The organism is Bradyrhizobium sp. dw_78 (genome assembly GCF_018449525.1).
Classification (GTDB): Bacteria; Pseudomonadota; Alphaproteobacteria; order Rhizobiales; family Xanthobacteraceae; genus Bradyrhizobium.
Window position 1 is genome coordinate 61,739 of the sequence record NZ_JAAVUS010000013.1, and the last position, 26,732, is coordinate 88,470.

Annotated in this window: 26 protein-coding genes; 10 read left to right on the plus strand and 16 right to left on the minus strand. The window is 61.8% G+C overall.

The features are described 5' to 3' along the window. Positions 1-216 precede the first annotated feature (216 nt). A complete protein-coding gene (locus HB630_RS28800; RefSeq protein ID WP_213775557.1) occupies positions 217-462 on the minus strand; it encodes a PilZ domain-containing protein in 246 nt (81 codons plus the stop codon). Positions 463-643: 181 nt separating this feature from the next. After that, positions 644-1,504: a mycofactocin-coupled SDR family oxidoreductase gene (locus tag HB630_RS25925; protein WP_213775558.1), complete on the minus strand. Its 861-nt coding sequence runs from the start codon at positions 1,502-1,504 to the stop codon at positions 644-646. Between the two features lie 225 nt (positions 1,505-1,729). Between HB630_RS25925 and HB630_RS25930 the strand changes: the two genes are divergently transcribed. The 3 genes from HB630_RS25930 (at position 1,730) to HB630_RS25940 (ending at position 6,414) form a co-directional block, all read left to right on the plus strand. Further along, a complete protein-coding gene (locus HB630_RS25930) occupies positions 1,730-3,268 on the plus strand; it encodes a YifB family Mg chelatase-like AAA ATPase (protein ID WP_213775559.1) in 1,539 nt (512 codons plus the stop codon). Between the two features lie 152 nt (positions 3,269-3,420). After that, positions 3,421-3,888 (plus strand): hypothetical protein, encoded by a 468-nt coding sequence (locus tag HB630_RS25935; RefSeq protein ID WP_213775560.1) that lies wholly within the window; start codon positions 3,421-3,423, stop codon positions 3,886-3,888. A gap of 261 nt (positions 3,889-4,149) precedes the next feature. After that, entirely contained in the window at positions 4,150-6,414 is a 2,265-nt protein-coding gene (locus tag HB630_RS25940) for an ATP-binding protein (protein WP_213775561.1), read from the plus strand. A 209-nt stretch (positions 6,415-6,623) separates the two neighbouring features. Here the strand turns inward: HB630_RS25940 and coaA are convergent, their stop codons facing one another. The 7 genes from coaA to hisB all read right to left on the minus strand — a co-directional run bounded on the left by coaA (position 6,624) and on the right by hisB (position 11,567). Then, positions 6,624-7,580: a type I pantothenate kinase gene (gene coaA / locus HB630_RS25945; protein WP_213775562.1), complete on the minus strand. Its 957-nt coding sequence runs from the start codon at positions 7,578-7,580 to the stop codon at positions 6,624-6,626. A 131-nt stretch (positions 7,581-7,711) separates the two neighbouring features. Then, on the minus strand, positions 7,712-8,035 hold the full coding sequence (locus HB630_RS25950; RefSeq protein ID WP_213775563.1) for a phosphoribosyl-ATP diphosphatase: 324 nt from the start codon (positions 8,033-8,035) through the stop codon (positions 7,712-7,714). A gap of 82 nt (positions 8,036-8,117) precedes the next feature. Continuing rightward, positions 8,118-8,894 (minus strand): imidazole glycerol phosphate synthase subunit HisF, encoded by a 777-nt coding sequence (gene hisF / locus HB630_RS25955; protein WP_213775564.1) that lies wholly within the window; start codon positions 8,892-8,894, stop codon positions 8,118-8,120. Positions 8,895-9,031: 137 nt separating this feature from the next. Continuing rightward, positions 9,032-9,781: a 1-(5-phosphoribosyl)-5-[(5-phosphoribosylamino)methylideneamino]imidazole-4-carboxamide isomerase gene (gene hisA / locus HB630_RS25960; RefSeq protein WP_213775565.1), complete on the minus strand. Its 750-nt coding sequence runs from the start codon at positions 9,779-9,781 to the stop codon at positions 9,032-9,034. Next, positions 9,769-10,419, minus strand: coding sequence for an imidazole glycerol phosphate synthase subunit HisH (gene hisH / locus HB630_RS25965; RefSeq protein WP_213775566.1), 651 nt, complete (start codon positions 10,417-10,419; stop codon positions 9,769-9,771). The genes hisA and hisH overlap by 13 nt, the downstream gene beginning before the upstream one ends. Continuing rightward, positions 10,416-10,943 carry a DUF2628 domain-containing protein gene (locus tag HB630_RS25970; protein ID WP_213775567.1) on the minus strand — a complete coding sequence of 176 codons (528 nt, stop codon included), beginning with the start codon at positions 10,941-10,943 and terminating at the stop codon, positions 10,416-10,418. The genes hisH and HB630_RS25970 overlap by 4 nt, the downstream gene beginning before the upstream one ends. A 30-nt stretch (positions 10,944-10,973) precedes the next feature. After that, positions 10,974-11,567: an imidazoleglycerol-phosphate dehydratase HisB gene (gene hisB, locus HB630_RS25975; RefSeq protein ID WP_213775568.1), complete on the minus strand. Its 594-nt coding sequence runs from the start codon at positions 11,565-11,567 to the stop codon at positions 10,974-10,976. Between the two features lie 169 nt (positions 11,568-11,736). Between hisB and hslV the strand changes: the two genes are divergently transcribed. After that, the gene (gene hslV / locus HB630_RS25980) at positions 11,737-12,294 is read left to right on the plus strand and encodes an ATP-dependent protease subunit HslV (protein WP_213775569.1); all 558 of its coding nucleotides are present in this window, start codon (positions 11,737-11,739) and stop codon (positions 12,292-12,294) included. Positions 12,295-12,396: 102 nt separating this feature from the next. Continuing rightward, on the plus strand, positions 12,397-13,698 hold the full coding sequence (gene hslU / locus HB630_RS25985) for an ATP-dependent protease ATPase subunit HslU (RefSeq protein WP_213775570.1): 1,302 nt from the start codon (positions 12,397-12,399) through the stop codon (positions 13,696-13,698). Between the two features lie 93 nt (positions 13,699-13,791). Here the strand turns inward: hslU and HB630_RS25990 are convergent, their stop codons facing one another. From HB630_RS25990 to HB630_RS26000, 3 genes are all read right to left on the minus strand, one after another. Then, the gene (locus tag HB630_RS25990; protein ID WP_213775571.1) at positions 13,792-14,385 is read right to left on the minus strand and encodes a Smr/MutS family protein; all 594 of its coding nucleotides are present in this window, start codon (positions 14,383-14,385) and stop codon (positions 13,792-13,794) included. Beyond that, on the minus strand, positions 14,382-15,806 hold the full coding sequence (locus HB630_RS25995; RefSeq protein ID WP_213775572.1) for an MltA domain-containing protein: 1,425 nt from the start codon (positions 15,804-15,806) through the stop codon (positions 14,382-14,384). Before HB630_RS25995 ends, HB630_RS25990 begins: the two co-directional genes overlap by 4 nt. 124 nt (positions 15,807-15,930) lie before the next feature. Further along, positions 15,931-16,635, minus strand: a complete 705-nt coding sequence (locus HB630_RS26000) for a Tim44/TimA family putative adaptor protein (RefSeq protein ID WP_213775573.1) — start codon at positions 16,633-16,635, stop codon at positions 15,931-15,933. A 557-nt stretch (positions 16,636-17,192) separates the two neighbouring features. Here HB630_RS26000 and secB point away from each other — a divergent pair. Next, complete coding sequence (secB, locus tag HB630_RS26005; RefSeq protein WP_213775574.1) at positions 17,193-17,684, plus strand: protein-export chaperone SecB; 492 nt, start codon at positions 17,193-17,195, stop codon at positions 17,682-17,684. 14 nt (positions 17,685-17,698) lie between these two features. Here secB and dnaQ read toward each other — a convergent pair whose 3' ends face one another. From dnaQ to HB630_RS26025, 4 genes are read right to left on the minus strand one after another with little or no spacing between them, the layout of a single operon-like run. Continuing rightward, positions 17,699-18,415, minus strand: coding sequence for a DNA polymerase III subunit epsilon (dnaQ, locus tag HB630_RS26010; RefSeq protein ID WP_213775575.1), 717 nt, complete (start codon positions 18,413-18,415; stop codon positions 17,699-17,701). A 25-nt stretch (positions 18,416-18,440) separates the two neighbouring features. After that, complete coding sequence (gene coaE, locus HB630_RS26015; RefSeq protein WP_213775576.1) at positions 18,441-19,040, minus strand: dephospho-CoA kinase; 600 nt, start codon at positions 19,038-19,040, stop codon at positions 18,441-18,443. Between the two features lie 38 nt (positions 19,041-19,078). Next, a complete protein-coding gene (locus tag HB630_RS26020; RefSeq protein WP_213775577.1) occupies positions 19,079-19,687 on the minus strand; it encodes a Maf family protein in 609 nt (202 codons plus the stop codon). Positions 19,688-19,697: 10 nt separating this feature from the next. Next, complete coding sequence (locus tag HB630_RS26025) at positions 19,698-20,537, minus strand: pyruvate, phosphate dikinase/phosphoenolpyruvate synthase regulator (protein WP_213775578.1); 840 nt, start codon at positions 20,535-20,537, stop codon at positions 19,698-19,700. 464 nt (positions 20,538-21,001) lie between these two features. On the opposite strand from HB630_RS26025, the gene hemJ reads away from it, so the two are divergent. The 4 genes from hemJ to mnmG all read left to right on the plus strand — a co-directional run bounded on the left by hemJ (position 21,002) and on the right by mnmG (position 26,670). Then, entirely contained in the window at positions 21,002-21,424 is a 423-nt protein-coding gene (gene hemJ, locus HB630_RS26030; RefSeq protein WP_213775634.1) for a protoporphyrinogen oxidase HemJ, read from the plus strand. Between the two features lie 253 nt (positions 21,425-21,677). After that, positions 21,678-22,943 (plus strand): transcription termination factor Rho, encoded by a 1,266-nt coding sequence (rho, locus tag HB630_RS26035; RefSeq protein WP_213775579.1) that lies wholly within the window; start codon positions 21,678-21,680, stop codon positions 22,941-22,943. Positions 22,944-23,285: 342 nt separating this feature from the next. Then, positions 23,286-24,647, plus strand: a complete 1,362-nt coding sequence (gene mnmE / locus HB630_RS26040; protein ID WP_213775580.1) for a tRNA uridine-5-carboxymethylaminomethyl(34) synthesis GTPase MnmE — start codon at positions 23,286-23,288, stop codon at positions 24,645-24,647. A 145-nt stretch (positions 24,648-24,792) separates the two neighbouring features. Next, complete coding sequence (gene mnmG / locus HB630_RS26045; protein ID WP_213775581.1) at positions 24,793-26,670, plus strand: tRNA uridine-5-carboxymethylaminomethyl(34) synthesis enzyme MnmG; 1,878 nt, start codon at positions 24,793-24,795, stop codon at positions 26,668-26,670. Positions 26,671-26,732: the final 62 nt, after the last annotated feature.

A 26,732-nucleotide genomic window follows, 5' to 3' on the forward strand; every position in this document is an offset into this window, starting at 1 on the left:
GGATCGATCTGGGCAGGCCCGCCGGCGTCGACATCGCGTTTACGGATTTATAGCGTTTTCGAGCGAAGGCCTGCCCCGCACTTGGATAGCGGCGGCTTCCGGTTCGCATGAAGAAAACACGTCAAAACAAGATGTGAGGGTCCAGTTCTGATTCGATCAGAACCGGTAAGGCTCCAGAAACGCCAATGGGCCGTGAGATTCTGGGAGGCCTTCGCGCTAATCGATGAATTCGGCACCGAATTCGCAACCGATCCGCCATGCCAGCCGGCATTGGCGGGCATGGCCGGTCGACAATATGATGGTGAATTCAGAGGGAATCTCGGGGTATTCGGCAACGATCTTCACGCCGCCCTGCGATACGTCCGTGACCATGCAATCACGCGGCAACGAACCGGTCCCGAATTGAATCTTCGCGACCCTCCTGCACTGTTGACGTTCGGTTTTGCGTCGATTCACCAGCATGTCGGTCCCTCGTCCCCACTCGATAACAGCGCATCAGGCACTCGATATCGATTTACAGAAGAACCGTTGGAATAACCCTAGCGGAACCGCTCGCAATGTATCGGTTCTTTTTGGGTTCTTTTTACCGAGTTGATTCAATTGCGCTGGGCGCCCGCCCGCCAAAGCGTTCCCGAATCTCGCTCTATGCGGCGTTGTTGGCGCTATCACCGCCGGTCACGTCATAGGTCGCACCCGACACCATGTAAGCTTCGTCGCTGGCCAGAAACACCACTGCGGGGGCGATGGCTTCCGGCTCGATCCAGGGCACGCCGAGCGGTGATTTGGCGGCAAGCTTCTGTTTGGCCTCGGCCTCCAGCCTGTCGATCGGTTCGGCATTGTTCAGATCGTCGACGGCCTGGGCGTAGCGCTGCCGGTGCCGCGTCAGCGGCGTGTCGATCAGTCCGGGGATGACGGCATTGACGGTGATACCGTATTGGCCGAACTCCAGCGCGGCGGATTTCATCAATCCGATAATGCCCCATTTGGAGGCCGAATAGGCCGCGCCAAATTTGGTGCCATGTCGGCCCTGGGTCGAGGAAGTGACGATGATGCGCCCGCCGCCATTCCTGACCAGATGCGGCGCCACCGCGCGAATGGCGTTACAGGTGCCGGTGAGATTGACATCGATCTGGTCATGCCAGTCCGCGTCCTCCATCTCCAGGATCGGTTTGAACGACTGGATGCCGGCATTGGCGAACAGGATGTCGATCTTGCCGAAAGTCCGGACCGCTCTTTCGGCCGCGTCGCGCAGCGCGGACAGATCGCGCTGATCGAGCCGGCGCGAGGCCCATTTGCCGCCCGCGGCTTCGACCAGCCGCCCGGTTTCATCGAGTTCGTCGCCGGTCGCGGGCTCCACTTCCAGCGTGGCGCTGACGGGACCCGCGATGTCGATCCCCATGATGGCGGCGCCTTCGCGCGCGAACGCCACCGCAGTCGCACGCCCGATCCCGCGGGCCGCGCCGGTGATGATAGCGACCTTACCTTCCAATCGTCCGTTTGGCATTGTCTTGCCCTCCGAGAGCTTCGCCGCGCCCCATCAACCGGGGCAGGCGCAGACTGGTTCTGAATTGGGGTCGGATAAACGCCCGACCCGGCAACTCACTGTTGTTGCCAAGGGAAACAAGAGCCCGGATGCAACCGTCGGGCATTGATCCTAATCATGTTCCCGTAATGTTCTTGCGCGAACCGCCGCTTTCCGCTAGCCTCGCCAGCGGGAATGAGGGGCGGCATGGTCCAGCGGGTTTCCACCGTAGCGTTTGAGGGGATCGAGGCCCGCGCGGTCGCCGTGCAGGTGCAGGTCGCGCCGGGATTGCCCGCTTTCGCCATTGTCGGCCTGCCGGACAAGGCGGTTTCCGAGGCGCGCGAGCGGGTTCGCTCGGCGTTGATCGCCTCGGGACTGGCGCTGCCGGCGCGCCGAATCACGGTCAACCTCGCGCCGGCCGATTTGCCCAAGGAAGGCAGCCATTACGATCTGCCGATCGCGCTCGGCCTGATGGCGGCGATAGGTGCCATTCCGGCGGATGCGCTGAATGGTTTTACCGTGCTCGGCGAACTCGGGCTCGACGGATCGATCGCGCCGGTGGCAGGCGCCTTGCCAGCCGCGATCGGCGCCAATTCGCGCGACGAAGGCCTGATCTGCCCGGCCGCGTGCGGCGCCGAAGCGGCCTGGGCGAGCCCGGATATCCAGATCATCGCTGCCAATTCGCTGATTCAGATCGCCAACCATTTCAAGGGCACGCAGGTCTTGTCGCGCCCGCAGCCGAAGGTCCATGAGCGCGAGCCCGAACTGCTCGATCTGCGCGACATCAAAGGACAGGAAAGCGCCAAGCGCGCGCTCGAGATTGCGGCCGCCGGCGGACACCACCTTCTGATGATGGGTTCGCCCGGCGCGGGCAAATCGATGCTGGCAGCGCGGCTGCCCTCGATCCTGCCGCCGCTATCGCCATCGGAATTATTGGAAGTGTCGATGATCGCTTCCGTCGCCGGCGAAATCCACGGCGGCGCCTTGACCACGCGGCGGCCGTTCCGCAGCCCGCATCATTCCGCCAGCATGGCCGCGCTCACCGGCGGCGGCATCCGGGCCAAACCCGGCGAGATTTCGCTGGCGCATCAGGGCGTGCTGTTCCTCGACGAATTGCCGGAATTCGATCCGCGCGTGCTGGATGCGCTGCGCCAGCCGCTGGAGAACGGCGAGGTCGCGGTGTCGCGCGCCAATCATCGCGTCACTTATCCGGCGCGCTTCATGCTGGTCGCAGCGATGAATCCGTGTCGTTGCGGCCAGGCTTTTGAGCCCGGCTATTCCTGCAAACGCGGACGGATCGAGCGCTGCACCGCCGATTACCAGAGCCGCATCTCCGGCCCACTGATGGATCGCATCGACTTGCGGATCGAAGTGCCGGCCGTGACCGCGGCGGACCTGATCCTGCCGCCGCCCGCGGAAGGCTCCGTTGAAGTCGCCGCCCGCGTCGCGGCGGCGCGCGACATCCAGCGCGCGCGTTATGCCGCGGCGGGATTGACGCATGTCCGCACCAATGCGGAGGCGCCGGCTTCGATGCTGGAAGAGATCGCACAACTCGACGCGCAAGGGACCAAGCTGCTGCGCGACGCCGCCGAAACCATGCGCCTTTCGGCGCGCGGCTATCATCGCGTGCTGCGCGTCGCGCGCACGCTGGCCGACCTCGATGGCGCGCAGCAGATCGGACGTCTGCATCTCGCCGAGGCCCTGTCCTACCGTGTACTGGCCGAAGACATCCGCCGCGCCGCGTAAGACGCTTTTTGACGCGGTTTCCTGACGCGGACCGATACCCGCTCCACTCAAAGCGCGATCTCCGCGTCAACCCGATGGTAACGAGTTTTGTTTACGCTCTGCCAACCATAAGCCCGGTTTACCGCGGGCAAGCGTTAAGCGAGTAGCGTGGCATGTTGCGTTTCAAGGTTCTGGTCTCGGTCATTCCATTGATGGTTGCGGCCGTCCTTGCCCGCGTCGAGCTGCTGCCCGGTCCGCAGCCCTGCATTTCCATCGGCGACGAAGCGCTCCAGATCACATCCGCCCCCTGGCACGCCGACCTTCACGTCAGTTTCACCGACGATCCGGCGGCCGCCACGGTGCGGGTTCAGGTCGCCGACAGCGCCGAGGCCGCTGATTTCGCCGTTGTCGACGACGTCGATGGTTCAGAGGCCGACACCTGCGGGGTGACGCCGGCGACGCACTTCGTCGCGGTCTCCGCCAAGGCCTCCGGTTCCGCACCCGTCGTCTATCTCTCGCCAGACGGTCCCGCCGATTATCGGATCTTTGTCAGGTCAAGGACGTTCACGACGCGCGAAGCCGCCGCCCTGATTGTCGGCGCCGGCCGTACACATCTTGGCTTGGCTGCCGCATCGCTTTGAATATTTGTTTTGCCGCGTCGTCTTGACGCGAACCGGAACCCACCCCGAGCAAATCCGGGGGCAGGCTTTGACCCGAAACACTACGCTTTAACGCTCCATCAACCCTGTTCCTATCACGTCCCGTGAGGATATCCCGGCTCAAGCACTTTGCAACATCACCGCCGCATCGTCGTCACGCGGCAGATGCCGAGCGAACTTGAACGAACGCCGACCGTACGAATCGACCGCGATGACGCAAAAGACAATTCAGGGCAATCGGCGATGAAGCAGGGTTTCCGGATCAGGGCGCGTATACGCCGCCTTGCGCGACGCCATCCCCGGATCATTTTCCTGGTCCGCTCCTTCACGATCTTCTCCGCCGCTTTCGGCGGCGCCTATGGCTTCATTTCCGGAAGCCGGTCCGAACATTCCGGCTACGACCCCAACGCCTTTGCGATCGGCGCGAGCTTCCTGTTCGCCATCGCCTGTGTCGCGCTCGCAACCCTGAGCATACGATTGCGCTGGATGCGCAAGAGGCTGCGCAAGGTTCTGCTGCATAATGAAGCGCTCGTCGACCGCAATTGGGAACTAAAGGAAGCCGAAGAGCGCACCCGCAGCCTGTTCGAATCGCAGGGCGATCTGATCGTATTGCGCGACGCCGAGGGCCGCATCACGTTCGCCAACGAAGCCTATTGCGAACTGTCCGGTCAGCCGCGCCGCGCGTTGATCGGCAACCGCTTCTCACTCACCGTCCTCGAGCAAGGCGACATCGCGCTCGACAGCAACGGCACCCGCATTCACGACCAGAAGATCGCCGGTCCGCTTGGACCGCGATGGATCGCCTGGCGCGAAGGGTTGGTCCGTTCGGATGCAGGCCAGCCGGCGGAGACGCAATGCGTCGGCCGCGACGTGACCGATCGCACCGAAACCGAACGCGCGCTCGGCGAAGCCCGCGATCATGCCGACGCCGCCAACCGTGCCAAGTCGCGATTCCTCGCGATGGCCAGCCACGAAATCCGCACGCCGCTCAACGGCATCATCGGCATGAGCGGGCTGTTGCTGGACACGCCGTTGACGCCGGAGCAAACGACCTATGCCCGGGCGGTAAAGACCTCGGGCGAGGCGTTGCTGTCGTTGATCGAAGAGCTGCTGGATTACTCCAAGATCGAAGCCGGCAAGATCGACATCGAGCATCGGCCCTTCGCGCTCGCCGCGTTGATCGAGGATATTACCGAACTGCTGGCGCCGCGGGCACAGGCCAGGCAGCTCGAGATCGCAGCCTATGTGGACGAACGGCTGCCCGCCGAGGTGGTCGGCGATGCCGCCCGTTTGCGTCAGGTGCTGCTCAATCTCGCCGGCAACGCGATCAAGTTCACCTCGACCGGCGGCGTGGCGCTGATCGTCGAGCCCGGCATTTGGCCCGGTGAGATCAGTTTCCTGGTGCGCGATACCGGCATCGGCATCGCGCCCGAGGCCCAGAAGCGGATCTTCCGTGAATTCGAACAGGCCGATGAACGCATCGCCCGAAACTATGGCGGCACCGGACTGGGGCTGAGCATCAGCGAGCGCATCGTCAAGCGAATGGGCGGCCGCATCCGGCTTGAGAGCCAGCCCGGCGCCGGTTCGACCTTCGACGTGTCGGTGCCGCTTGCCGCGGCCGGCGATGGGAAAAATGCGCCAACAACATTCATCGCGCCCGATCTGACCGGCCAGTCGGTCATGCTGGCGGCGCCGCAAACCATCGAAGCCTCGCTGGTGGCGCGGCGGCTGCAACGCTGGGGCGGCCAGACCTGCATGGTATCGGATCTCACGGCCGCGCGGGCCTTGCTGCCGGAACGGTCCTGGCATGCGGTGCTGCTCGATCATGGCTTCGGGGCAACCGAGGTCGAAGCCTTCGGAGAGGCGGCGCGCGCCCACGCCACGCAGCGCATCGTGATGTTCACACCCGCCACGCGGCATGAACTCAAGCTCTTGCCCACCTTTACCGGCTATCTGGTCAAGCCGTTGCGCGTAGCTTCGCTCGCGGCCCGGCTGGCGACCGCGCCGGAGATTCCGGCACCGAACCTTGCCGGCGATCCCCAGCTCGACATCACGGATCACATGGCTGATCAGGCCGCGACAGCCCCGGCTGCGCCTTCGCGCGGGCTTTCGATCCTGGTGGCGGAGGATAACGAGATCAACGCGCTGTTGATGCGCTCGCTGTTGACGAGACTCGGACATCACGCCGTCCTCACCACCAATGGCGAGGAAGCGCTGGAATCATGGCTATCGGCGAGATCAGCCGGCACCCCTTATGACCTGATCCTGATGGACCTCCAGATGCCGCAGCTCGACGGCGTCGAAACCACCAAGCGAATTCGTGCGCATGAGTCCGGCCAGCCGGACCGTCCGACCCCGATCCTCGCGCTGACGGCCAACACGCTGGTGGAAGACCGCTATGCCTGCTTCGAGGCCGGCATGGATGGCTTCCTGATCAAGCCGCTCGATCGCGACAAACTGGCCGACGCGCTCGCCGGCCTCGCCGCCTCACGGCATCTGGTGGCGTAAGGCCAATTGCGGTTCTCATTGCGAGGATATCACTGGCCCTGCCGGCCTGCCTGGTAACCTCCAGACTCTCTGTCATTCCGGGGCGATGCAAAGCATCGAGCCCGGAATCTCGAGATGCCCCGATGCGCAATTGCGCATCTGAGCTCTGGTGCTTACGCACCATCCCGGAATGACAAGTCTGGATTATCTTGCGGCGGACTCAATCGCTGCTACAGCCGCCGCAACGCCACCTGTTCGACGACGTGGTCGGCGCCTTTTTTCAGGATCAGCGTCGCGCGCGGCCGCGTCGGCAGGATATTGTCTTCAAGATTGGCAAGGTTGGTTCGTTCCCAGATCGCTATCGCGGTTGCGGTGGCTTCCTCGTCGGACAGCAACGAATAGCGATTGAAATACGATCGCGGATCGTGAAACGCGGTGTCGCGCAGCGCCAGGAAGCGCCGCACATACCATTCGCGCAACACCGGCTCTTCGGCATCGATATAGACCGAGAAATCGAAAAAGTCCGATACCACGGGCACGGCGTTGCCATCGCGCGGGAGGCGGCCGGTCTGCAAGACATTGACGCCTTCGACGATCAGAATATCCGGCTGATCGATCTCGATCCATGCATTCGGAACGATATCATAGGTCAAGTGCGAATAGACGGGCGCGCGAACCCTGCGCCGACCCGCCTTGATGTCGCTCAGGAAGCTCAACAGCGTCGGCAGGTCGTAGCTGTCAGGAAAACCCTTTTTCTGCATCAGGCCCTGCCGCTCAAGCACGGCATTGGGAAACAGAAAGCCATCGGTCGTCACCAGATCGACCTTCGGCCGCGGCGACCACCGGGCCAGCATCGCCTGCAACACGCGTGCGGTGGTGGATTTGCCGACGGCAACAGAGCCCGCAACGCCGATGATGTATGGCATCTTGCGGTCCTGGATGCCGAGAAACCGCCGCTGCGCGTAAAACAGCCGCTGCGCGGCATCGACATACATCGACAACAGCCGCGACAGCGGCAAATAAATCTCTTCGACCTCCCTGAGATCGAGCCGGTCGTGCATCGAGCGCAAGGCCGCGATCTCTTCGGACTTGAGCGTCATCGGCATGTCGTCACGCAGTCGGGCCCATTGCTCCCTGGAGAACACGCGATAGGGGTTGTACGGCTGATCGGCTGCGCGAATATCCATGACAACGCTCTTGTCTAGTGATCAGACCCGATCTTTCGTGGAAAACCGGTACCCACTTTTCCGGATCATGCTTCATATCTTGAGCATGATCTTTCTCGGAAAACCGGTACTCCACTTTTCCGGATCATGCTCTAGTCGCGCTTGCGCGCAGCCTTTTCTTCCAGTCCGGACATGTTGGTGCGCTGCGCGAGCATCGCCTCGACTTCCTCGAGCGTCACGCCGCGCGACTTCAAAAGAACCAGGAAATGAAACAGCAGGTCGGCGCTTTCGGCGATGATGTGTTCGCGATCGTTCTCGACCGCGGCGATGATCGTCTCCACCGCCTCCTCGCCGAGCTTCTTGGCGCAATGCTTTGGACCCTTGTCCAGCAGCTTGCGGGTGTAAGACGCCTCTCCGCCCGACGCCGCACGGGCATCGACGATGGCAGCGAGATCATGGATCGTAAAACGCGGCATCAACTCAACTCACGCGCAGCTTGGCTGGTCAGGGCGGCGCTACAGCCCCTTCGACCTGTAGCACTTCTGTCATAAAGAGTCGTCAGGGATCGAGCCGCATCGGCAGCCCGGCGCGAACCATGTGATCCTTGGCTTGGCGGATGGTAAATTCTCCGAAATGGAAAATCGATGCCGCCAGCACCGCCGTCGCATGCCCTTCGCGGATGCCGTCCACGAGGTGGTCAAGGTTACCGACGCCGCCTGAGGCGATCACCGGTACCGAAACACTGTCGGCGATGATTCGGGTGAGCGGCAGGTCGAACCCCTGCCGGGTCCCGTCCCGGTCCATCGAGGTCAAGAGGATTTCACCGGCCCCGAGCGAGACGACCTCCTGGGCATATTCGATGGCGTCGATGCCGGTCGAATTGCGCCCGCCATGGGTAAAGATCTCCCAGCGGTCCGATCCGCCGCCGCGCTTGACGCGCTTGGCGTCAATCGCGACCACGACACATTGATCGCCGAATTTCTCGGCCGCCTCCTTGACGAATTCGCGGCGGCTGACGGCGGCGCTGTTGATCGACACCTTGTCGGCGCCGGACCGCAGCAGGGTACGGATATCGTCGACGGTGCGAACGCCGCCGCCCACGGTCAGCGGCATGAAACAAGCCTCCGCCGTGCGGCGAACGACATCGAGCATGATGCCGCGATTTTCGTGGGTGGCGGTAATGTCGAGGAAACACAGCTCATCGGCGCCGGCGGCGTCATAGGCGATGGCGGCTTCGACGGGATCGCCGGCATCGCGCAAATCGACGAAATTGACGCCTTTGACGACCCGGCCGTCCTTGACGTCGAGGCAGGGGATCACGCGCACCTTGAACATCGATGTCTCCCATGATCGGCTTCAGCTGCGCTGAATCCGATCCGTCGTGTTATCCTTTGTCTGGGCATGATCTCCGCGCAAACGCGTTCCGCGTTTGTCGCGAGGGAAAACCGGTTTTCACTTTTCAGGATCATGCTCTAAACCGCGGCACGGGCGTCGCGGATCAGCGCCAGCGCAGTGGCGGGATCGAGACGGCCATCATAGAGCGCGCGGCCCGCGATCGCTCCGGCCAGCTTCTTCGCCCGCGGCGCCAGCAACGCCCGGACATCGTCGATCGAGGCCAGTCCGCCGGAGGCGATGACAGGTATTGAAATGCGCTCCGCCAGCGCGATGGTCGCATCGAGATTGAGCCCCTGCAGCAGACCGTCCCGGGCGATGTCGGTGAAGATGATCGCGGCCACGCCGGCATCCTCGAATCGCCGGGCGATATCGAGCACGGTGACTTCCGAGGTCTCGGCCCAACCCTGGACCGCGACCTTGCCGTCGCGCGCATCGAGACCGACCGCGACGCGGCCGGGGAATTTCCTGGCGGCGTTTTTCACGAATTCCGGATCGCGCACCGCGGCCGTGCCGATGATGACGCGCGCCACGCCCTTGGACAGCCAGGCTTCGACGGTGCCGAGGTCGCGGATGCCGCCGCCGAGCTGCACCGGCATGGTGATCGTCTTCAGCATGGCTTCGACCGCATGCGCGTTCATCGGCTGGCCGGCGAAGGCGCCGTCAAGATCGACCACATGCAGATATTCGAACCCCTGCGCGGCGAAGGCACGCGCCTGATCCGCGGGATCGAGATTGAAGACGGTGGCGCGCGTCATGTCGCCCTGTTCGAGGCGGACGCACTGGCCGTTCTTAAGATCGATGGCGGGGAAGAGTATCACGGCTTCCACTTCAGGAAATTCGAGATCAAAGCCAACCCGAAACGCTGGCTCTTCTCGGGATGAAACTGGGTGCCGATCGCGGTGTCCTTGGCCACGATCGCCGTCACCGGGCCGCCGTAATCGGCGCGCGCCAGCACGTCCGCCTCGTTGGTCGCGTTGAGGTGATAGGAATGCACGAAATAAGCGTGGCGGCCTTTCGGACCCAGCGGCAGGCGCTCGAGCACCGGATGCTCGCGGAGCAGGTCGAGCGTGTTCCAGCCCATATGGGGGATCTTCAAATTCTCCTCGCGCGGCGCAATCTTTTCGACGTCGCCCGCAATCCAGTTGAAACCGTCGGTGGTGACATGCTCCTTGCCGCGCGTCGCCATCAACTGCATGCCGACACAAATGCCGAAGAACGGCCGAGCCTTGTGGCGCACGGCTTCCGTCATCGCCTCGATCATGCCATCGAGCATATCGAGGCCTTTGCGGCAATCGGCGAAGGCGCCGACGCCGGGCAGCACGATGCGGTCGGCGCGATAGACGGTGTCGGGATCGCGGGTAACGACGATCTTCGGCGGCTCTTCCATGCTCCGCGCCGCGCGCTCGAACGCTTTCGCCGCGGAGTGCAAATTGCCGGAGCCGTAGTCGATGATGGCGACGCTCACCGTGAAGCTCCGGGTTGCGGGAACAATCCGATGATCTCGCTCGGCGGCGCCGGCGGCTTTGAGAATGGCTGGCCCGGAACATCGCGCGTCGGCGGCGGGCCGCCGCGATCGACCGCCGCCTGGTCATTGGTCAGGCCGCGCTGTTTGGCGGTCCAGCGGTCGAAGAAGCGCCGCTCGGCGGCCTCCTCATCGTCGGCAACCACGATGTCGAGCTGGCGCCAGTTGCGCCGAGACAACGTCCAGCGTTGCAGGCTGGCGCCTTCAAATCCCATCAACAGCGCGATCAGCACGTCGACGAAAAACGCGGTTCCTCGCCCGGCGTCGAAGAACGCCATGGCGAACTCGATCGCGGCAATGGCGACGATCCAGCCGATCAGGGCGAGCCACAGCCGATGCCAGGCGAGCCACAGCGGGCCGAACAGCGCAGCCCAGAGATGAAACCCGTCGCGCACGAACGCGAATTTGTCGGTCGCGACGAGGCTTGCATCCGTCGCCACCGGAGCGTGAACTGTATAGACCGGCATCATAATCTCCGCCGAGAACGCAAAAGGACGCTAGCCGCCGAGCTGTCCCTTGGTGGAAGGCACTTCGCCCCCCGCTCGCGGATCGATCGCGACCGCGGCGCGCAGCGCCCGCGCCAGACCCTTGAAGCAGGATTCGGCGATGTGATGGCTGTTCTCGCCATATAGGGTCTCGACGTGCAAAGTCACGCCGGCGTTCACCGCAAAGGCGTTGAACCATTCGCGGACCAGTTCGGTATCGAACTCCCCGATCTTGTCGCGCGGGAATTCCACCTTGAACACCAGCACCGGCCGGCCGGAAATATCGATCACGACGCGAGACAGCGTCTCGTCCATCGGCATATGGATCGAAGCATAACGGGTGATGCCGGCCATCGATCCGAGCGCCTGCTTCACGGCTTGGCCAAGCGCGATGCCGACATCCTCCGTGGTGTGGTGGTGGTCGATGTGAAGGTCACCCACCGCCTTCACGGTGATGTCGATGCGGGAATGCCGGGCCAGGAGGTCGAGCATATGGTCGAAAAAGCCGATCCCGGTCGAAACCCTGGACACGCCGGAACCGTCGAGGTTTACAGCCACCTCGATATCGGTCTCCTTGGTCTTGCGCTTGATGGTTGCTGTGCGCATGAAATGTGCTTTCCCGTGCCGAAACGCCGCCCTTTTAACAGGCGGATGTCGTCTTCGCTACTGCGGGATGGCCGGTTCAGGCCCGAACTTCGGCCTATGGTGACTGGAATCCGTTCCGATTGTAACCCGGCGCGCCAATCCCTAAATCTGGCCGAACGCGAGGTATTCCATGCAAGCATCACAGACCGCATCGCCCGTCTGGCACGGCACCACCATTTTAACGGTCCGCAAGGGCGGTAAAGTGGTGATCGGAGGCGACGGCCAGGTCTCGATCGGCCAGACCGTCATCAAATCCAACGCTAAAAAAGTCCGGAAACTCGGCAAGGGCGATGTGATCGGCGGTTTTGCCGGCGCCACCGCCGACGCCTTTACGCTGTTCGAACGCCTGGAAAGCAAGCTTGAACAATATCCGGGGCAACTGACCCGGGCGGCGGTCGAACTGGCCAAGGATTGGCGGACCGACCGCTATCTGCGGCGGCTGGAAGCGATGATGATCGTCGCCGACAAGGACGTATCGCTGGTCCTGACCGGCACCGGCGACGTGCTGGAACCGGAAGCCGGCGTGATGGCGATCGGCTCCGGCGGCAATTACGCGCTGGCGGCCGCCCGCGCGCTGGTCGATTCCGACAAGGATGCCGAGACCATCGTGCGCCGCTCGCTCGATATCGCCGCCGACATTTGCGTCTACACCAACCGCAACGTCACGATCGAAAGCCTGAGCGGCTGATCGAGGCCAGCGGACGATGTGTTCCGCCTGACGACGACGGCCCCGTCTGGCGGCCTCAAATGCGGCTTGTTCTTGCACCATTTCAACCCTAGCTAGGGGCCCATGACCGACTTTTCTCCCCGTGAAATCGTTTCCGAACTCGACCGCTTCATCGTCGGACAGGCCGACGCCAAGCGCGCGGTATCGATCGCGTTGCGTAACCGCTGGCGGCGGCTGCAACTCACCGGCAGCCTGCGCGACGAGGTATTGCCGAAGAACATCCTGATGATCGGGCCGACCGGCGTCGGCAAGACCGAGATCGCGCGGCGGCTGGCAAAGCTGGCAGGCGCCCCCTTCATCAAGGTCGAGGCCACGAAATTCACCGAGGTCGGCTATGTCGGCCGCGACGTCGAGCAGATCATCCGCGACCTTGTCGAGGTCGCGATCGGGCAAGTGCGGGAGCGCAAACGCAAGGACGTCCAGGCCCGCGCGCAGCTTGCCGCCGAAGAACGCGTACTCGACGCCTTGGTCGGCGCCAATTCCAGCGCCGCGACGCGCGATTCGTTCCGCAAGAAGCTGCGCGCCGGCGAGCTCAACGACAAGGAAATCGAGGTCGAGACGCAATCCTCTGGCGGAATGCCGATGTTCGAGATTCCCGGCATGCCGGGCGCGCAGATGGGCGCGATCTCGATCGGCGACATCTTCGGCAAGATGGGTGGACGGACCAAGACCCGTCGCCTGACCGTCGAGAATTCGCATGAAATTCTCGTCAACGAGGAATCCGACAAGCTGTTGGACAACGATCAATTGGTGCTGGAAGCCATCACCGCGGTCGAAAACAACGGCATCGTGTTCCTGGACGAGATCGACAAGATCTGCGTGCGCGATGGTCGCGTCGGCGGCGACGTCTCGCGCGAAGGCGTGCAGCGCGACCTGCTGCCGCTGATCGAAGGCACCACGGTGTCGACCAAGCACGGCGCGGTCAAGACCGACCATATCCTGTTCATCGCCTCGGGCGCGTTCCATATCGCCAAGCCGTCCGACCTGTTGCCGGAATTACAGGGCCGGCTGCCGATCCGGGTCGAGCTGGAGGCGCTGACCCGCGACGATATGCGCCGCATCCTCACCGAACCCGAGGCGTCGCTGATCAAGCAATATGTCGCGCTGATGCAGACCGAAGGCGTGAGGCTCGACATCACCGACGGCGCCATCGACGCGCTTGCCGATGTCGCGGTTGCGGTGAACTCCAGCGTGGAGAATATCGGCGCAAGGCGGCTACAGACCGTGATGGAGCGCGTGCTCGACGAGATCTCGTTCACCGCGCCCGACCGCAACGGCGAAACCGTCCAGATCGATGCCGACTATGTCCAGAAGCACGTCGGCGATCTCGCCAAGAACGCCGATCTGAGCCGCTTCATTCTCTAAGACAGTTCAGAGCGTTTGCGAGCGAAAGCCTTCCCGGACCTGGATAGCGGGGTGGCTACCGGTTCGGGTGAAGAAAACGCGACAGAATAAAAGCTAGACCCGTACCCGCCGGATCCGCACGTAAAGCGCGCCCTCGCCGCCATGGCCGATATGCGCTTCCTCGAAACCAACCACCATGCTGCGAAATTCCGGCAGGCCGAGCCATTGCGGCACCTGGCGGCGCAGCACGCCGCGCTCGGATTCGCTTCCTGCCGTGCGGCCCTTGCCGGTGATGACCAGCACGAAGGTGAGGCCATCGGCATGCGCGCGCCACAGGAAATCCGACAGCGCCCGGTGCGCACGTATCTGCGTCATGCCGTGCAGATCGAGCCTCGCATCGATGTCCTTTTTGCCGCGCGAAAGCTGCGAGCGTTCGCGGCGTCCGAGCGGCGCCAGCGGCGGCGGTGCGGGCGGTGGCAGATCTGGCTTCGATGCCGGCGCGGCTTTGCTCCGCGGCGACGGCGGCGAAACGGCGGATTTCGCGACAACCGGAGCCTCATCTTCCTGCGCCTTCACCGGCCGCGGCCGCTTGCGCAAGGGTTTGGTCTGTTTCGCCACGCTTTCCCATAACACGCGCTCTTCTTCGCTCAGCGCGCGCTTGCGCCGCGAAGGCGGATCAAGTTCTGGAATGGACTTTGGGCGTTTCATCGGCCGCTGCGGTAATGACGGCCATGCCGGTGATGACGCCAGCCCGGTTTCACCTCCGGCCGGGCTTCCGGCAGCGGGATGGCTGTGGTGGCGTCAGCTTGAGCCGTCGATAGCGGTGTTGCAGATGCCGGCTGTAACGGCGCGGACGCCATGTTCTTTTGATCTTTTGGCCGATCCTTCAGCGGATCAACCTGCGGGAACAACCGGGCGATCCTCGCCGACGGCCTTGGATCCGGCAACGGCATCCTGCGGCCCTGCACCACCGGATCGAGGCTCTTCGGCACCAGCATGATGAAGTTCATAGTGTGCCGGAGCCGGCCCGACACTTTCGCCGCATCGGCGCCCGCGCCGAAATAAAGATCGGCGCGCGCGGGGCCGGTGATCGCCGAACCAGTATCCTGCGCAATCATCAAGCGGTGAAAGGGCGTCTTCGACTGCTCGGATTCGATCGGAAGCTGGCCTTCGATGAAGAATGGCGTGCCATAGACATGCAGCGATTTGTCGACCGCGATCGAGCGGCCCGGTGTCAGCGGCACGCCCTGCGCGCCGACGGCTTCGTCCTTGTCGGAGAGCGGCACTTCACGGAAGAAAATGTAGGAACGGTTCTGACGCCGGACGTCCTTGGCCCCGTCGGGATTCTGATCCATCCATTCCCTGATCTTCTGCATCGACATCTGTTCTTTCGGGACGATGCCGCGATCGATCAGGACACGGCCGACCGGCGTATAGGGATAGCCATTATGCGCCGCGTAGTTGATGCGGATGGTCGATCCGTCCGGGAGACGGACCCGCGCCGAGCCCTGGATCTGCGCGAATAAAAGATCGGTCTGGCTTTTGAGCCAGCATATTTCGAGGCCGCGGCCGGCAATCGCACCGTCTTCGATCTGGCCGCGATCGTAATAAGGCACGAGCTTGCGCCGGCCGATCTTGCGGAACACCTCGCCTTTGTTGGGCAGTTCGGGCGAATCCTGCGTGAACCCGCGCACGAACAAATTGGACGGGCGGCGATAGACTGGCACGTCGTAGACATCGGTCTGCGTCCGCGACCCGTCGATGATCGGCTCATAATACCCTGTCACAAAGCCCGCATCCTCCCCGAGCCGCGAAATCTGCAAGGGGCGGAAATATTCCTCGAAAAAAGCGCCCGCCTTGGCATCGTCGGCGATGTCGGCGGCTTTTGCAGCGCGGCAAGGTTCGCGCAGCGAGATTCCCAGCGCTCTCGGATCGACCGTGGTGTCCGGTTGCGCGGATATCGCCTTGCAGCTCGCGCGAAAGGTCTTGAAGGCAGCGAGACGATCGTCATCGTTCCAGCCCGTAATATCGGTCCAGGCAACTGGCGCGTATTGGCTGCCGTTGATCACCATCGGCCAGGCGCGTTGCGGATAGGGCAGATGGCGAGGGCGCGAACCGTCGGCAGGCATGGGTGCGAGCGAGAGGCTAGCTGCAATCGCTATCCCCGCCGCGACATGCCGGGCACCGTTTCTCGAGTTGAAGTTCCTGATTGCAGCCTGCAGCCCCGGCAGCAGGAACCTCGATAGGGCGGCGCTAGTGTGCGCTGCCCGTGCCAACCAGCTTCCAGTTCGGATCGCGTGAGGTAACGTCACGGGCAAATGTCCAAACGTCGGTGATGTCGGTGACCTTATCGGGGTTGCCGTCCACGATCGTACCAGCCTTGTCGCGGGTGACCGAAATCATCTGCGACACAAAACGCATGGTCAGCTGCACAGTCCGGTCCCGCGCTTCGGCATTCACGAGTTCGGCCTTGTCGATCGAAACGAAACGGGTCTCGGTCTTTCGCTCCTGCTTCTCGCGATCCTTGATCGCACTTTCGAAGCTGTCATAGACCTCGGTGGATAATAAATCTTTCAGCGCCCGCCGGTCGCCATTGGCAAAAGCCAGCACGATCATCTCATAGGCGCTGCGCGCGCCGCTGAGAAAATGCTTGGGATCGAATGACGAATCCAGCGCGGCGACGGCGTCGAGCCCCTGTGCGAGCGGCGTACCCGGTTCAGCAAGACCCTTCCAGCGATCGGTTGGCGGGCTGACATCGGCCGTCGGCGCCAGTGGCACCTGCTCGATCACCGAGCCCGGCATCGGAACGACCTTGCTGTCCGGCGCGCCCTGCACCACGTTGCGGGCCGCTCTATCATAAGGCGGCCGCTCGCTCCCGGTGCGCTGTCCGAGCACATTGCGCAGGCGCAGGAAGATGAAGACCGCCAGCGCCAGGAAGATGATGGTGTAAATATCCACGTCGTATTCGCTTTCTGATCGGCGCCGGCAATGGAACCGGCGATAGAACGATCCCCTGGAGGGACGGCGGAGACTACCTCATGGATTAAGTCTGAAACATGTAGGCACGAAACTGTGCCCGGCCAATGGCGTGTGTTGGCCCAATAAAGCCCACACCGACGGCAACAGGATAAGCCAATGCTCTCACCTGTCTGCTTCCCCTGACTTGTAGCCGGTTTTCGCCGCGAGGGGAAACCCCGATCATGCCTGGAAACCGCGCACATTCAATAATTTAGAGCATGGTCCGGAAAAGTGGGCACCGGTTTTCCGAAAGATCATACTCAAACAACTGGAATGCGCGGCTAAGCTATCGGCCGCTGGCCGACCTGCCGGGCTCGCGGATTTGCGTGCCGGCAACCGATCTGCCGCCATCGTCGCCGTTGTCGTCCTTGTGGAACACAGCGGGGCTATGTTAGCCACTCGCCCCGACAGAGACCTTCGCGCCTTTGCGCCCTTTTGTGCGAATTCAGACAGAAAACGGTCCCTGCCGGCATGAAAACGTTCCAGGAGAGACTTCGATGACCAATGGTAACGGTGCCCCCCCTGAGGCGGCCCCTCCCCCCCAGTTGAACGTGCTGGCGCAGTACACCAAGGACCTCTCGTTCGAAAACCCCAATGCACCAGCCTCGCTGGGACCGCAGCCCCAGCAGCCGGCGATCAATATCCAGATCAACGTCAACGCCAACAATATCGCTGAAAACGAATATGAAGTGGCGCTTTTGATCGAGGGCAAGGCCGAAAACAGCGGCAAGGTCATGTTCAGCTTCGACCTCGCCTATGCGGGCGTGTTCCGCATCGTCAACGTGCCGAAGGAAAATCTGCATCCGCTGATCATGATCGAGTGTCCGCGGCTATTGTTCCCGTTTGCCCGCGAGATCATTGCAACTTCGGTCCGCGATGGCGGTTTTCCGCCGCTGATGCTGGACCCGGTCGATTTCGTCGGCCTGTACCGCCAGAACATGGAACGGCAAGCCGCCGCGGAGCAGGCCGCCCAGGTCAAGCCGAGCTAGCCTTTCAAGCCAAGCTAACCTGCGGCATTGGCCGCTGTCGCGGGTAAAAAATCGTTCCAGATCGGCTTGTCACTTAACGTGGCGACAAAGGCGCGGTGTACGGCGCGCTCCTCATCGGTGATCCGGGGCGTGAGTGGCACTTCGCGCTGCCGCCGCGGCATATCGCCATACCCGCCGGCGCGGGTGTCGCGAACCTCGGCCGCAAGGATCAGTTGCGACTGCCGGGCCCCGATCAGGTCGATATAGACCTCGGCCAAAAGCTCGGCGTCGAGCAAGGCGCCGTGCTTGGTGCGGCGGGAATTGTCGATCGCGTAGCGCGAGCAGAGATCGTCGAGACGATTGGACACGCCCGGATGCTTGCGGCGCGCCAACAACAACGTATCGACCAGGCGCTCTTTCGGAATCGGCGGCCGCTTGATCCGATCGAGTTCGGCGTTGATGAAGCCGATATCGAACGACGCGTTGTGGATCACCAGCGGCGCATCGGCGATGAATTCCAGGAATTCGTCGACAACCTGCGCAAATAGCGGCTTGGTGGCCAGGAATTCGGTGGAAAGACCATGCACCGCGAAAGCTTCCGCCGGCATGTCACGCTCGGGATTGATGTGCCGGTGAAAGGTCTGGCCGGTCGGCATCCGGTTGAAAATCTCGACGCAGCCGATCTCGACCAGCCGATCGCCCCGCAGGGGATCAAGGCCGGTGGTTTCGGTATCGAGAATGATTTCGCGCATCGACCTCGGACCAGGAAACAGCGAATCAGGATCGCCGTTTCGGCATTTTAGCAGCCTCGGCCAGGATGTCCCGGATTTGGGCGCGGACCGGATCGAGGCCGTGCGACGTATCCACGATAAAATCCGCCCGCTGGCGCTTTTCGACGTCCGGCAATTGCCGCGCCAGGATGTAGTCGAGCTTTTCGGCGGTCATGTTGTCTCGCGCCAGGATCCGCTCGCGCTGAACGTCAGGCGACGTGGTGACCACGACAACGGCATCGACACGCTTCTCGCCACCGGTCTCAAACAATAATGGCACGTCCACGACCGCAACGGGCGCGCCGGACCGCTCGGCTTCATCGAGGAATTTCTGATGGTGGGCGCGCAGCATCGGGTGGACAAGCTGCTCCAGCCGCTTCATCGCGTCGACATCATGCACGACTTTCGCCGACAGCCTGGCGCGATCAACCTTGCCGTTGACGGTTGTGCCCGGAAACGCGGCTTCGATCACGGGCGCGGCCTCCCCCTCATAGATCTTGTGAACGGTCGCGTCGGCGTCGTAGACGGGGACGCCAGCTTCGGCGAACAGCTTCGCGGTGGTCGACTTCCCCATTCCGATCGAACCGGTCAGCCCGAGCACTATCATGGCAGCCTCATCATTCGCGGCCCGTCAGCATTTTGCCGTCATACCGCAAGCAATCCTTCACCACGCAGGAAAGCCAGCAAGGGCAGCAACGGCAATCCGAGGATGGTGAAATGATCGCCTTCAATGCGCTCGAACAAATGTACCCCGAGCCCTTCAAGTTGATAGGCGCCGACGCTGGTCGTAACGCTTTCGCCGGCTTCATCCAGATAGGCGCCGATTTCAGCCTCGGTCAGTGGCCGCATCGTCATCCGTGCAATGGCGACGGTTTCAAACATGATCCTGCCGTCGCACGCGACAGCAATTGCGGAGTATAATTCATGATTCGCTCCCGCCAATGAACGCAACTGGTCCGCTGCCTGCGCGCGACCCGCCGGCTTGGTGAACAGCCGATCCCCGAGCGCCAGGGTTTGATCGGCGCCGACGACGATTCTCCCCGGACGGCGCGAAGCTACTGCCAGGGCCTTCTCCCGCGCCAGCAATGATGCGACCTTGTCAGGCCGCGAAAGGCGTGAGTCGAGCTGGATCCTTCGCTCATCGATGTCGGCCGGAATCGCATCGAACACAATGCCGGCATTGGCGAGCACCGCCTGCCGCGCACGACTTTGCGAAGCCAGGATCAACGGATATTTTCCGCGCCAGATCGTCATCTGCGAAACATCATTCGGAAAGCTGCTGCCGCTGCCGGTCGGCAAACAATTTCAATATGGCAGCCGCCGTTTCCTCGATCGAGCGCCGTGTCACGTCGAGATGCGCCCAGTTGAATCGGGTACTCAGCCGCCGCGCAAAAGCGACTTCATCGGCAACCGCCTGACGGTCGATATATTCGTCATTGTCGGTATCGGCGCCCATGCTCAACAGCCGGTTCTGCCGGATCTGGATCAGCCGTTCCGGGGTCGCGTGCAGGCTCACCACCAACGGCTTTTTCAGAGCCTCCAATTGATGTGGGACAGCGATGCCCGGCACCAGCGGAACGTTCGCGGTACGGATGCCGCGGTTGGCCAGATAGATCGAAGTGGGCGTCTTCGAGGTGCGGGAGACGCCGACCAGAACCACGTCGGCCTCTTCCAATCCTTCGACGTGCTGGCCGTCGTCATGAATCATCGTGTAGTTCAGCGCATCGATCCGCTTGAAATATTCCGCGTTCAGCGTGTGCTGCGCGCCGACCCGGCCGGTGGTCGCAGCACCTAGATAAGCCTGAAATAGCTGCATCACCGGACCGATGATCGAAAGACTGGGAATATTGATTTCCTTGCACTTGTCCTCCAGCCGCGCGACCAGGTCCTTCTCCAGTAGTGTGAACAGCACGATACCGGGCGCTTCCTCGATCTCGTTCAGCACGCGATCGAGCTGCTTCTGGCTGCGTACCAGCGGATAGACATGTTCGACCGGCGTCACATTGGCATATTGCGCAGCCACCGCGCGCGCGACCGTGATCAGCGTCTCGCCGGTCGAATCGGACACCAGATGAAGGTGAAAATAGTTGCCGGTCGTGGGCACGATGGACCCTGTATATCCTGTGAGTCCTTGTGGAGCTTGGCTGGAAGAATCGGGCGCAGGTCGGAGCGTCAGGGATAACCCGGCTTTTTCTTCACAGCCCTTCACCAAAGGACAACTTCATTCGATGGTTTGAATGATAGTGGAGTTATGTGGACTTGTCTCTTCATAAGCTGGCCCAAAAAGCAGCACAAGCGTTTGAAACAAGTGGCGTTATTCAGGCAGCCAGATGTCTCGCCGGAGTTGTTGATGAATGTGAGCAACGTCTGAAAATCACGGGACAGATTTTTATGAGTCAAATCCACGTCCACTTAGACTCAAACCTAAGATTCTAAATTAATTGTTTTAGAAAAGGCCTGCTTGCGGATATGTCTCCGTTCCATGCGGTCAAGAACACTGAGCCCCGAGTCGGAACATTGAGCTGATCGGGCAGCCACCGCATGCTGATGAAGAAACGAGACCTCGCGATGTATGAGTGGATCAAGGCCCTGCATGTCATAGCCGTCATCTCGTGGATGGCCGGCATGCTCTATCTGCCACGGCTGTTCGTGTACCATTGCGAAGCGGAAACCGGGTCCAAACAGTCTGAAACCTTCAAGGTGATGGAGCGCCGGCTGCTCAAGTCCATCATCAACCCCGCGATGATCGTGACGTGGCTGGCGGGGCTCTATCTGGCATGGTCCGGTCACTGGTTTTCGGCCGGATGGCTGCACGGTAAGCTTCTGCTGGTGTTGATTCTTTCGAGCGTACACGGTTTTTTTGCCCGTTGCGTGAAGGATTTCGCCGCCGACCGTAACAGGCGAAGCCAAAGATTCTATCGGTTTATCAATGAGGTACCGACCTTATTGATGATTTGTATCGTAATCCTCGTGGTCGTAAAGCCATTTTAGCCGACACGATCTTCAACAATGCCGGCATCGTTAGCTGCTTGCGAAACGCGGACTGGTTTTCTATATTAGCGAAATCCCACCACACGCAGGCGGATGTGGTCGCGTTCCGGTATCTTCGCCGGACCGGCCGCCGCATCGGGTTTGAAGCCTCTCCGGCACTTTCCTTGCTCAGACCTGCGGACCATTTGCACGTCCGCTTTTCCTAAGCCGCCTCGCATCCTTCCCCAAAAAGCTACTCCACAGGACCACCCCAATGCGGGAAATAAAACTCCAAGACCTCAAGTCCAAAACGCCGGCCGAACTGGTCTCGTTCGCGGAAGAAAACGGGGTCGAAAACGCCAGTACCATGCGCAAGCAGGAGCTGATGTTCGCCATTCTCAAGCAGCTTGCGATCGCGGAGACCGACATCATCGGCGAAGGTGTCGTCGAGGTTCTCTCTGACGGTTTCGGGTTTTTGCGTTCGCCCGACGCCAATTATTTGCCGGGACCGGACGATATCTATGTTTCACCCTCGCAGATCCGGCGTTTTGGTCTGCGCACGGGTGATACCATCGAGGGCCATATTCGCAGCCCGAAGGAGGGCGAGCGTTATTTTGCGCTGCTGAAGGTCAATACGCTGAATTTCGAGGATCCGGAAAAGTCCAAGCACAAGGTCAATTTCGACAATCTGACGCCGCTGTTTCCGGATCAGCGCTTTCGGCTCGAGCTGGAAGACCCGACCAGAAAAGACCTTTCCGCAAGGGTGATCGACATCGTCGCCCCGATCGGCAAGGGCCAGCGCGCATTGATCGTGGCGCCACCGCGCACCGGTAAAACAGTGTTGATGCAGAACATCGCGCATTCGATCACCGCCAATCATCCCGAATGCTACCTGATCGTGCTTTTGATCGACGAGCGTCCGGAAGAAGTCACGGACATGCAGCGCTCGGTGAAAGGCGAGGTGGTTTCGTCCACCTTTGACGAACCGGCGGTGCGTCACGTCCAGGTCGCCGAGATGGTGATCGAGAAGGCCAAGCGTCTGGTCGAGCATGGCCGCGATGTCGTGATTCTCCTGGACTCGATCACACGACTTGGCCGCGCCTATAACACCGTGGTGCCGTCGTCCGGCAAGGTGCTGACCGGCGGCGTCGACGCCAACGCCTTGCAACGGCCGAAGCGGTTCTTCGGCGCCGCGCGCAATATCGAGGAGGGTGGCTCGCTCACCATCATCGCGACCGCGCTGGTCGATACCGGCAGCCGTATGGACGAAGTGATCTTCGAAGAGTTCAAAGGCACCGGTAACTCCGAACTGATCCTCGACCGCAAGGTCTCGGACAAGCGGACCTTCCCGGCGATCGACATCTCGCGTTCCGGCACACGCAAGGAAGAGCTGATCACCGATCCGCAACTCCTGAAGAAAATGTATGTGCTGCGGCGGATTCTCAATCCGATGGGCACGATGGATGCGATCGACTTCCTGCTCGACAAGCTGCGTAACACCAAGAACAACTCGGAATTCTTCGATTCGATGAATACCTGAGGCGTCTTGACGGGTTTGAATAGGGACGCCCCGGCTCGGCTCGGGCGTCCTTATTTATGATTTATGCTGCGATATATGTTGCAGCATTGCTGCAACATAACGCGGTGATTCGCCGTTCTAAATTTCGTATAAAATATTGTAATTGTTGGTTATTTTAAATTATTGACCTATTTTATTTTTGGCCAGCGTCGGAACGCTTCATTTTTCAGAGCCATATAGCGGTGGAAAATGGTGCGCTATTTGTGCAATGCACAATATACGGTTCGGTGCTAACCCTTGATGGATGGATGTCCATTATAGCGAATTGCTTTGCCTGTTCTGAAACTCGCGGGCAAATAGGCCATGCATCCTTCGGAACAGACGATCTTTGCACTTTCCTCGGGCCGGACGCCGAGCGCGATCGCACTCGTGCGCGTGTCCGGGCCGCGGGCCGGAGCCGTCCTCACATCGCTGGCGGGTAAGTTACCGCTGCCACGGGTGGCGACCCGGGCTGTGCTGCGCGATTCGGAGGCACAGCCGGTCGACGATGCGGTGGTGCTCTGGTTTCCGGGACCCGCGAGCGCCACTGGCGAGGACGTCGCGGAATTTCATGTTCATGGCGGGCGAGCGGTGCTGGCTTCATTGTTCGTAGCGCTCTCGGCATTTGACGACGTGCGGGCAGCGGAGCCGGGTGAGTTCACCCGGCGCGGATTCGAGAACGGCAAACTCGATCTCACCGAGGCGGAAGCGCTCGACGACCTGATTCATGCCGATACCGACCGGCAACGCCGCCAGGCGCTGCGCCAGTTGAAGGGGTTACTTGGCGACAGAGCGCGCGACTGGCGCGCCCGGATCATCGAGGCCTCGGCGCTGATTGAAGCCGGCATCGACTTTTCCGACGAAGGCGATGTGCCGGTCGAATTGATTGCGCCGGCGCGGGCAAAGATGAAAACGCTGCTTGGCGAAATCCAGCAAGTCCTTTCGGCGCAAGGCAAGGCTGAACGCCTGCGCGAAGGGCTTGTGGTTGCGATCGCCGGACCCCCCAATGTCGGCAAGTCGACGCTGATCAACCAGCTGGCGCGGCGTGAAGTGGCGATCGTCTCGCCCCACGCCGGTACCACGCGTGACGTGATCGAAGTTCAGCTCGATCTCGATGGTTATCCGGTGACGGTGGTCGATACCGCTGGCATTCGCGACACCGACGATCCGGTGGAGCAGGAGGGCGTACGGCGGGCGCAAGCACGGGCAGCGGAAGCCGACCTTGTACTATGGCTTTCGGATATGTCCGGCACGAAGCACGGGTATGGGGGCGCGACACAGGTATGGATGCTCCGCAACAAGATCGATCTTGAACACCAAAATGCCGATGCGGCCGATTCAAGTGGGTCATTGGCCGAGTTGCAGCGGGCTGACGGTGAATCGGGGTTTGCGATTTCCGCGAGCCGTGGCGATGGAATCCCGGAGCTGGTTTCGGCCCTGGTGGCTTTTGCCCAGGATTTCTTCGGAGCCGGTGAGGGTGGGCTGATCACGCGGCAGCGGCAGCGGCAGTTGTTGCAACAGACCGCGGAGTCGCTACGCCGCAGCATTTCTGTCGCAGATACCAGTGAGGAACTCGCGGCCGAGGAGCTTCGGGTTGCAGCTCAGGCGCTTGGACGGTTACTGGGCCGGGTTGACGTCGAGGACATCCTGGACGTGATCTTCCGGGAATTCTGTATCGGTAAATAAAATGTTTATTTCTGCGGGTTCTTGTTTCACGTGAAACAGGTTTTTGGCGACGGTGCTTTTCGGACACCAGATTGTTTCACGTGAAACATCCGGGGCCACCAAGATCCGCTTTCGACTCCGGCTATCTCGGGATAAAGGTCGCGGCATGATCGCCCAGCAAAATTCATTCGATGTGATTGTGATCGGCGGTGGCCATGCCGGCTGTGAAGCCGCGGCTGCGGCCGCGCGCATGGGCGCTGTCACGGCGCTGGTTACCCATCGATTTGCGACCATTGGTGCGATGTCCTGCAATCCGGCGATTGGCGGGCTCGGCAAGGGCCATCTGGTTCGCGAAGTCGATGCACTTGACGGGTTGATGGGCCGGGTCGCGGATGCAGGCGGCATCCAGTTCCGGATGCTCAATCGCCGCAAGGGCCCGGCCGTCCGGGGGCCCCGTGCCCAGGCCGACCGCAGGCTGTATGCTGCGGCGATGCAGGCGGCCGTCAAGGAGACCGCAAACCTTGGCGTGATCGAAGGCGAAGCCGACGAGTTGATCGTCTCCGGTGGCCGGGTCACCGGCATTCTCTTGGCGGACGGCCGAGAGCTGAGGGCCGGTGCGGTCGTGATCACGACCGGCACCTTTTTACGCGGCCTGATCCATCTCGGCGAGAAGAACTGGCCAGCCGGGCGCATTGGCGAGGCGCCGGCGATAGGCCTCTCGGCATCGTTCGAGCGCGCTGGCTTTACCTTGGGCCGGCTGAAGACCGGAACTCCGCCACGGCTTGACGGGACCACGATCGACTGGTCTGCGGTCGAAATGCAGCCGGGCGATGATCCCCCGGAGCCATTCTCGGTCATGACCGAGCGGATTACGACGCCGCAAATCCAATGCGGCATCACCCGCACCACATCCCCTACCCATGACGTGATCCGGGCCAATGTGCATCGCTCGCCGATGTATTCCGGACAGATCAAGAGCACCGGGCCGCGCTATTGTCCTTCGATTGAGGACAAGATCGTTCGTTTCGGTGATCGGGATGGCCATCAGATCTTCCTGGAGCCGGAGGGGCTGGACGACAATACGGTCTATCCGAACGGGATCTCCACGTCGCTTCCGGAAGACGTGCAGTTGGCGATTCTGGCGACCATTCCCGGGCTGGAGCGGGTCCGCATGGTCCGACCGGGCTACGCCATCGAATACGATCACATCGATCCGCGCGAACTCGAACCGACTTTGCAAACCAAGCGCCTGGCGGGGCTGTTCCTGGCCGGGCAGATCAACGGAACCACGGGCTACGAAGAGGCGGCCGGACAGGGGGTCGTCGCGGGCCTCAACGCGGCGCTGTTTGCCGGGCAGGCCGCACCCATCGTCTTCGACCGCGCCGACGGCTATCTCGGGGTGATGGTCGACGATCTCGTGACCCGCGGTGTCACCGAGCCATATCGGATGTTTACCTCGCGCGCGGAGTATAGGCTGACCTTGAGGGCGGACAATGCCGATCAACGTCTGACCGACAAGGGAATCGCGCTCGGCTGCGTTGGAAGCGCCCGCGCGCTTCGCCACGGGACCAAAATGGCCGCGCTTGATGCAGCGAAGTCATTGACGAAGACACTGACGATCACGCCGAATGAAGCCGCCAAGCATGGGATGGCACTGAACCGGGACGGTCATCGCCGGTCGGCATTTGAATTGCTGGCCTATCCGGAGGTCGGCTGGAGCGAGCTGCGCGGTATCTGGCCGGAATTGTCGGCCGTTGACCCATCGATCGCAATCCATCTCGAGATCGATGCCAAATACGATGTCTATCTGAAGCGCCAGATCGCGGATGTCGATGCCTTCCGGCGCGACGAAGGGCTGCTGCTCACCGATATCGATTACGCGGCCGTGCCTGGGCTCTCCAACGAAGCCCGCGCAAAGCTGGAGACCGCCCGGCCGCGCACGGTGGGGCAGGCGGGCCGGATCGACGGCATGACACCGGCCGCGCTTGGCATCCTGGCGGCCTATCTCCGGCGCGAAGCGCGACGCAAGACGGTGACGGCTTAGAGATTGTTTCACGTGAAACAGAGCCGCACTGTTTAAGCGACTCCAACGACGGCCCGTTACGA

What these genes read in the sequence shown, in the direction of transcription:
- HB630_RS28800 (WP_213775557.1), bottom strand. Translation starts at nt 462, where the DNA reads ATGCTGGTGAATCGACGCAAAACCGAACGTCAACAGTGCAGGAGGGTC.
- HB630_RS25925 (WP_213775558.1), bottom strand. Translation starts at nt 1,504, where the DNA reads ATGCCAAACGGACGATTGGAAGGTAAGGTCGCTATCATCACCGGCGCG.
- HB630_RS25930 (WP_213775559.1), top strand. Translation starts at nt 1,730, where the DNA reads ATGGTCCAGCGGGTTTCCACCGTAGCGTTTGAGGGGATCGAGGCCCGC.
- HB630_RS25935 (WP_213775560.1), top strand. Translation starts at nt 3,421, where the DNA reads ATGTTGCGTTTCAAGGTTCTGGTCTCGGTCATTCCATTGATGGTTGCG.
- HB630_RS25940 (WP_213775561.1), top strand. Translation starts at nt 4,150, where the DNA reads ATGAAGCAGGGTTTCCGGATCAGGGCGCGTATACGCCGCCTTGCGCGA.
- coaA (WP_213775562.1), bottom strand. Translation starts at nt 7,580, where the DNA reads ATGGATATTCGCGCAGCCGATCAGCCGTACAACCCCTATCGCGTGTTC.
- HB630_RS25950 (WP_213775563.1), bottom strand. Translation starts at nt 8,035, where the DNA reads ATGCCGCGTTTTACGATCCATGATCTCGCTGCCATCGTCGATGCCCGT.
- hisF (WP_213775564.1), bottom strand. Translation starts at nt 8,894, where the DNA reads ATGTTCAAGGTGCGCGTGATCCCCTGCCTCGACGTCAAGGACGGCCGG.
- HB630_RS25970 (WP_213775567.1), bottom strand. Translation starts at nt 10,943, where the DNA reads ATGCCGGTCTATACAGTTCACGCTCCGGTGGCGACGGATGCAAGCCTC.
- hisB (WP_213775568.1), bottom strand. Translation starts at nt 11,567, where the DNA reads ATGCGCACAGCAACCATCAAGCGCAAGACCAAGGAGACCGATATCGAG.
- hslV (WP_213775569.1), top strand. Translation starts at nt 11,737, where the DNA reads ATGCAAGCATCACAGACCGCATCGCCCGTCTGGCACGGCACCACCATT.
- hslU (WP_213775570.1), top strand. Translation starts at nt 12,397, where the DNA reads ATGACCGACTTTTCTCCCCGTGAAATCGTTTCCGAACTCGACCGCTTC.
- HB630_RS25990 (WP_213775571.1), bottom strand. Translation starts at nt 14,385, where the DNA reads ATGAAACGCCCAAAGTCCATTCCAGAACTTGATCCGCCTTCGCGGCGC.
- HB630_RS25995 (WP_213775572.1), bottom strand. Translation starts at nt 15,806, where the DNA reads ATGCCTGCCGACGGTTCGCGCCCTCGCCATCTGCCCTATCCGCAACGC.
- secB (WP_213775574.1), top strand. Translation starts at nt 17,193, where the DNA reads ATGACCAATGGTAACGGTGCCCCCCCTGAGGCGGCCCCTCCCCCCCAG.
- dnaQ (WP_213775575.1), bottom strand. Translation starts at nt 18,415, where the DNA reads ATGCGCGAAATCATTCTCGATACCGAAACCACCGGCCTTGATCCCCTG.
- coaE (WP_213775576.1), bottom strand. Translation starts at nt 19,040, where the DNA reads ATGATAGTGCTCGGGCTGACCGGTTCGATCGGAATGGGGAAGTCGACC.
- HB630_RS26020 (WP_213775577.1), bottom strand. Translation starts at nt 19,687, where the DNA reads ATGACGATCTGGCGCGGAAAATATCCGTTGATCCTGGCTTCGCAAAGT.
- hemJ (WP_213775634.1), top strand. Translation starts at nt 21,002, where the DNA reads ATGTATGAGTGGATCAAGGCCCTGCATGTCATAGCCGTCATCTCGTGG.
- rho (WP_213775579.1), top strand. Translation starts at nt 21,678, where the DNA reads ATGCGGGAAATAAAACTCCAAGACCTCAAGTCCAAAACGCCGGCCGAA.
- mnmE (WP_213775580.1), top strand. Translation starts at nt 23,286, where the DNA reads ATGCATCCTTCGGAACAGACGATCTTTGCACTTTCCTCGGGCCGGACG.
- mnmG (WP_213775581.1), top strand. Translation starts at nt 24,793, where the DNA reads ATGATCGCCCAGCAAAATTCATTCGATGTGATTGTGATCGGCGGTGGC.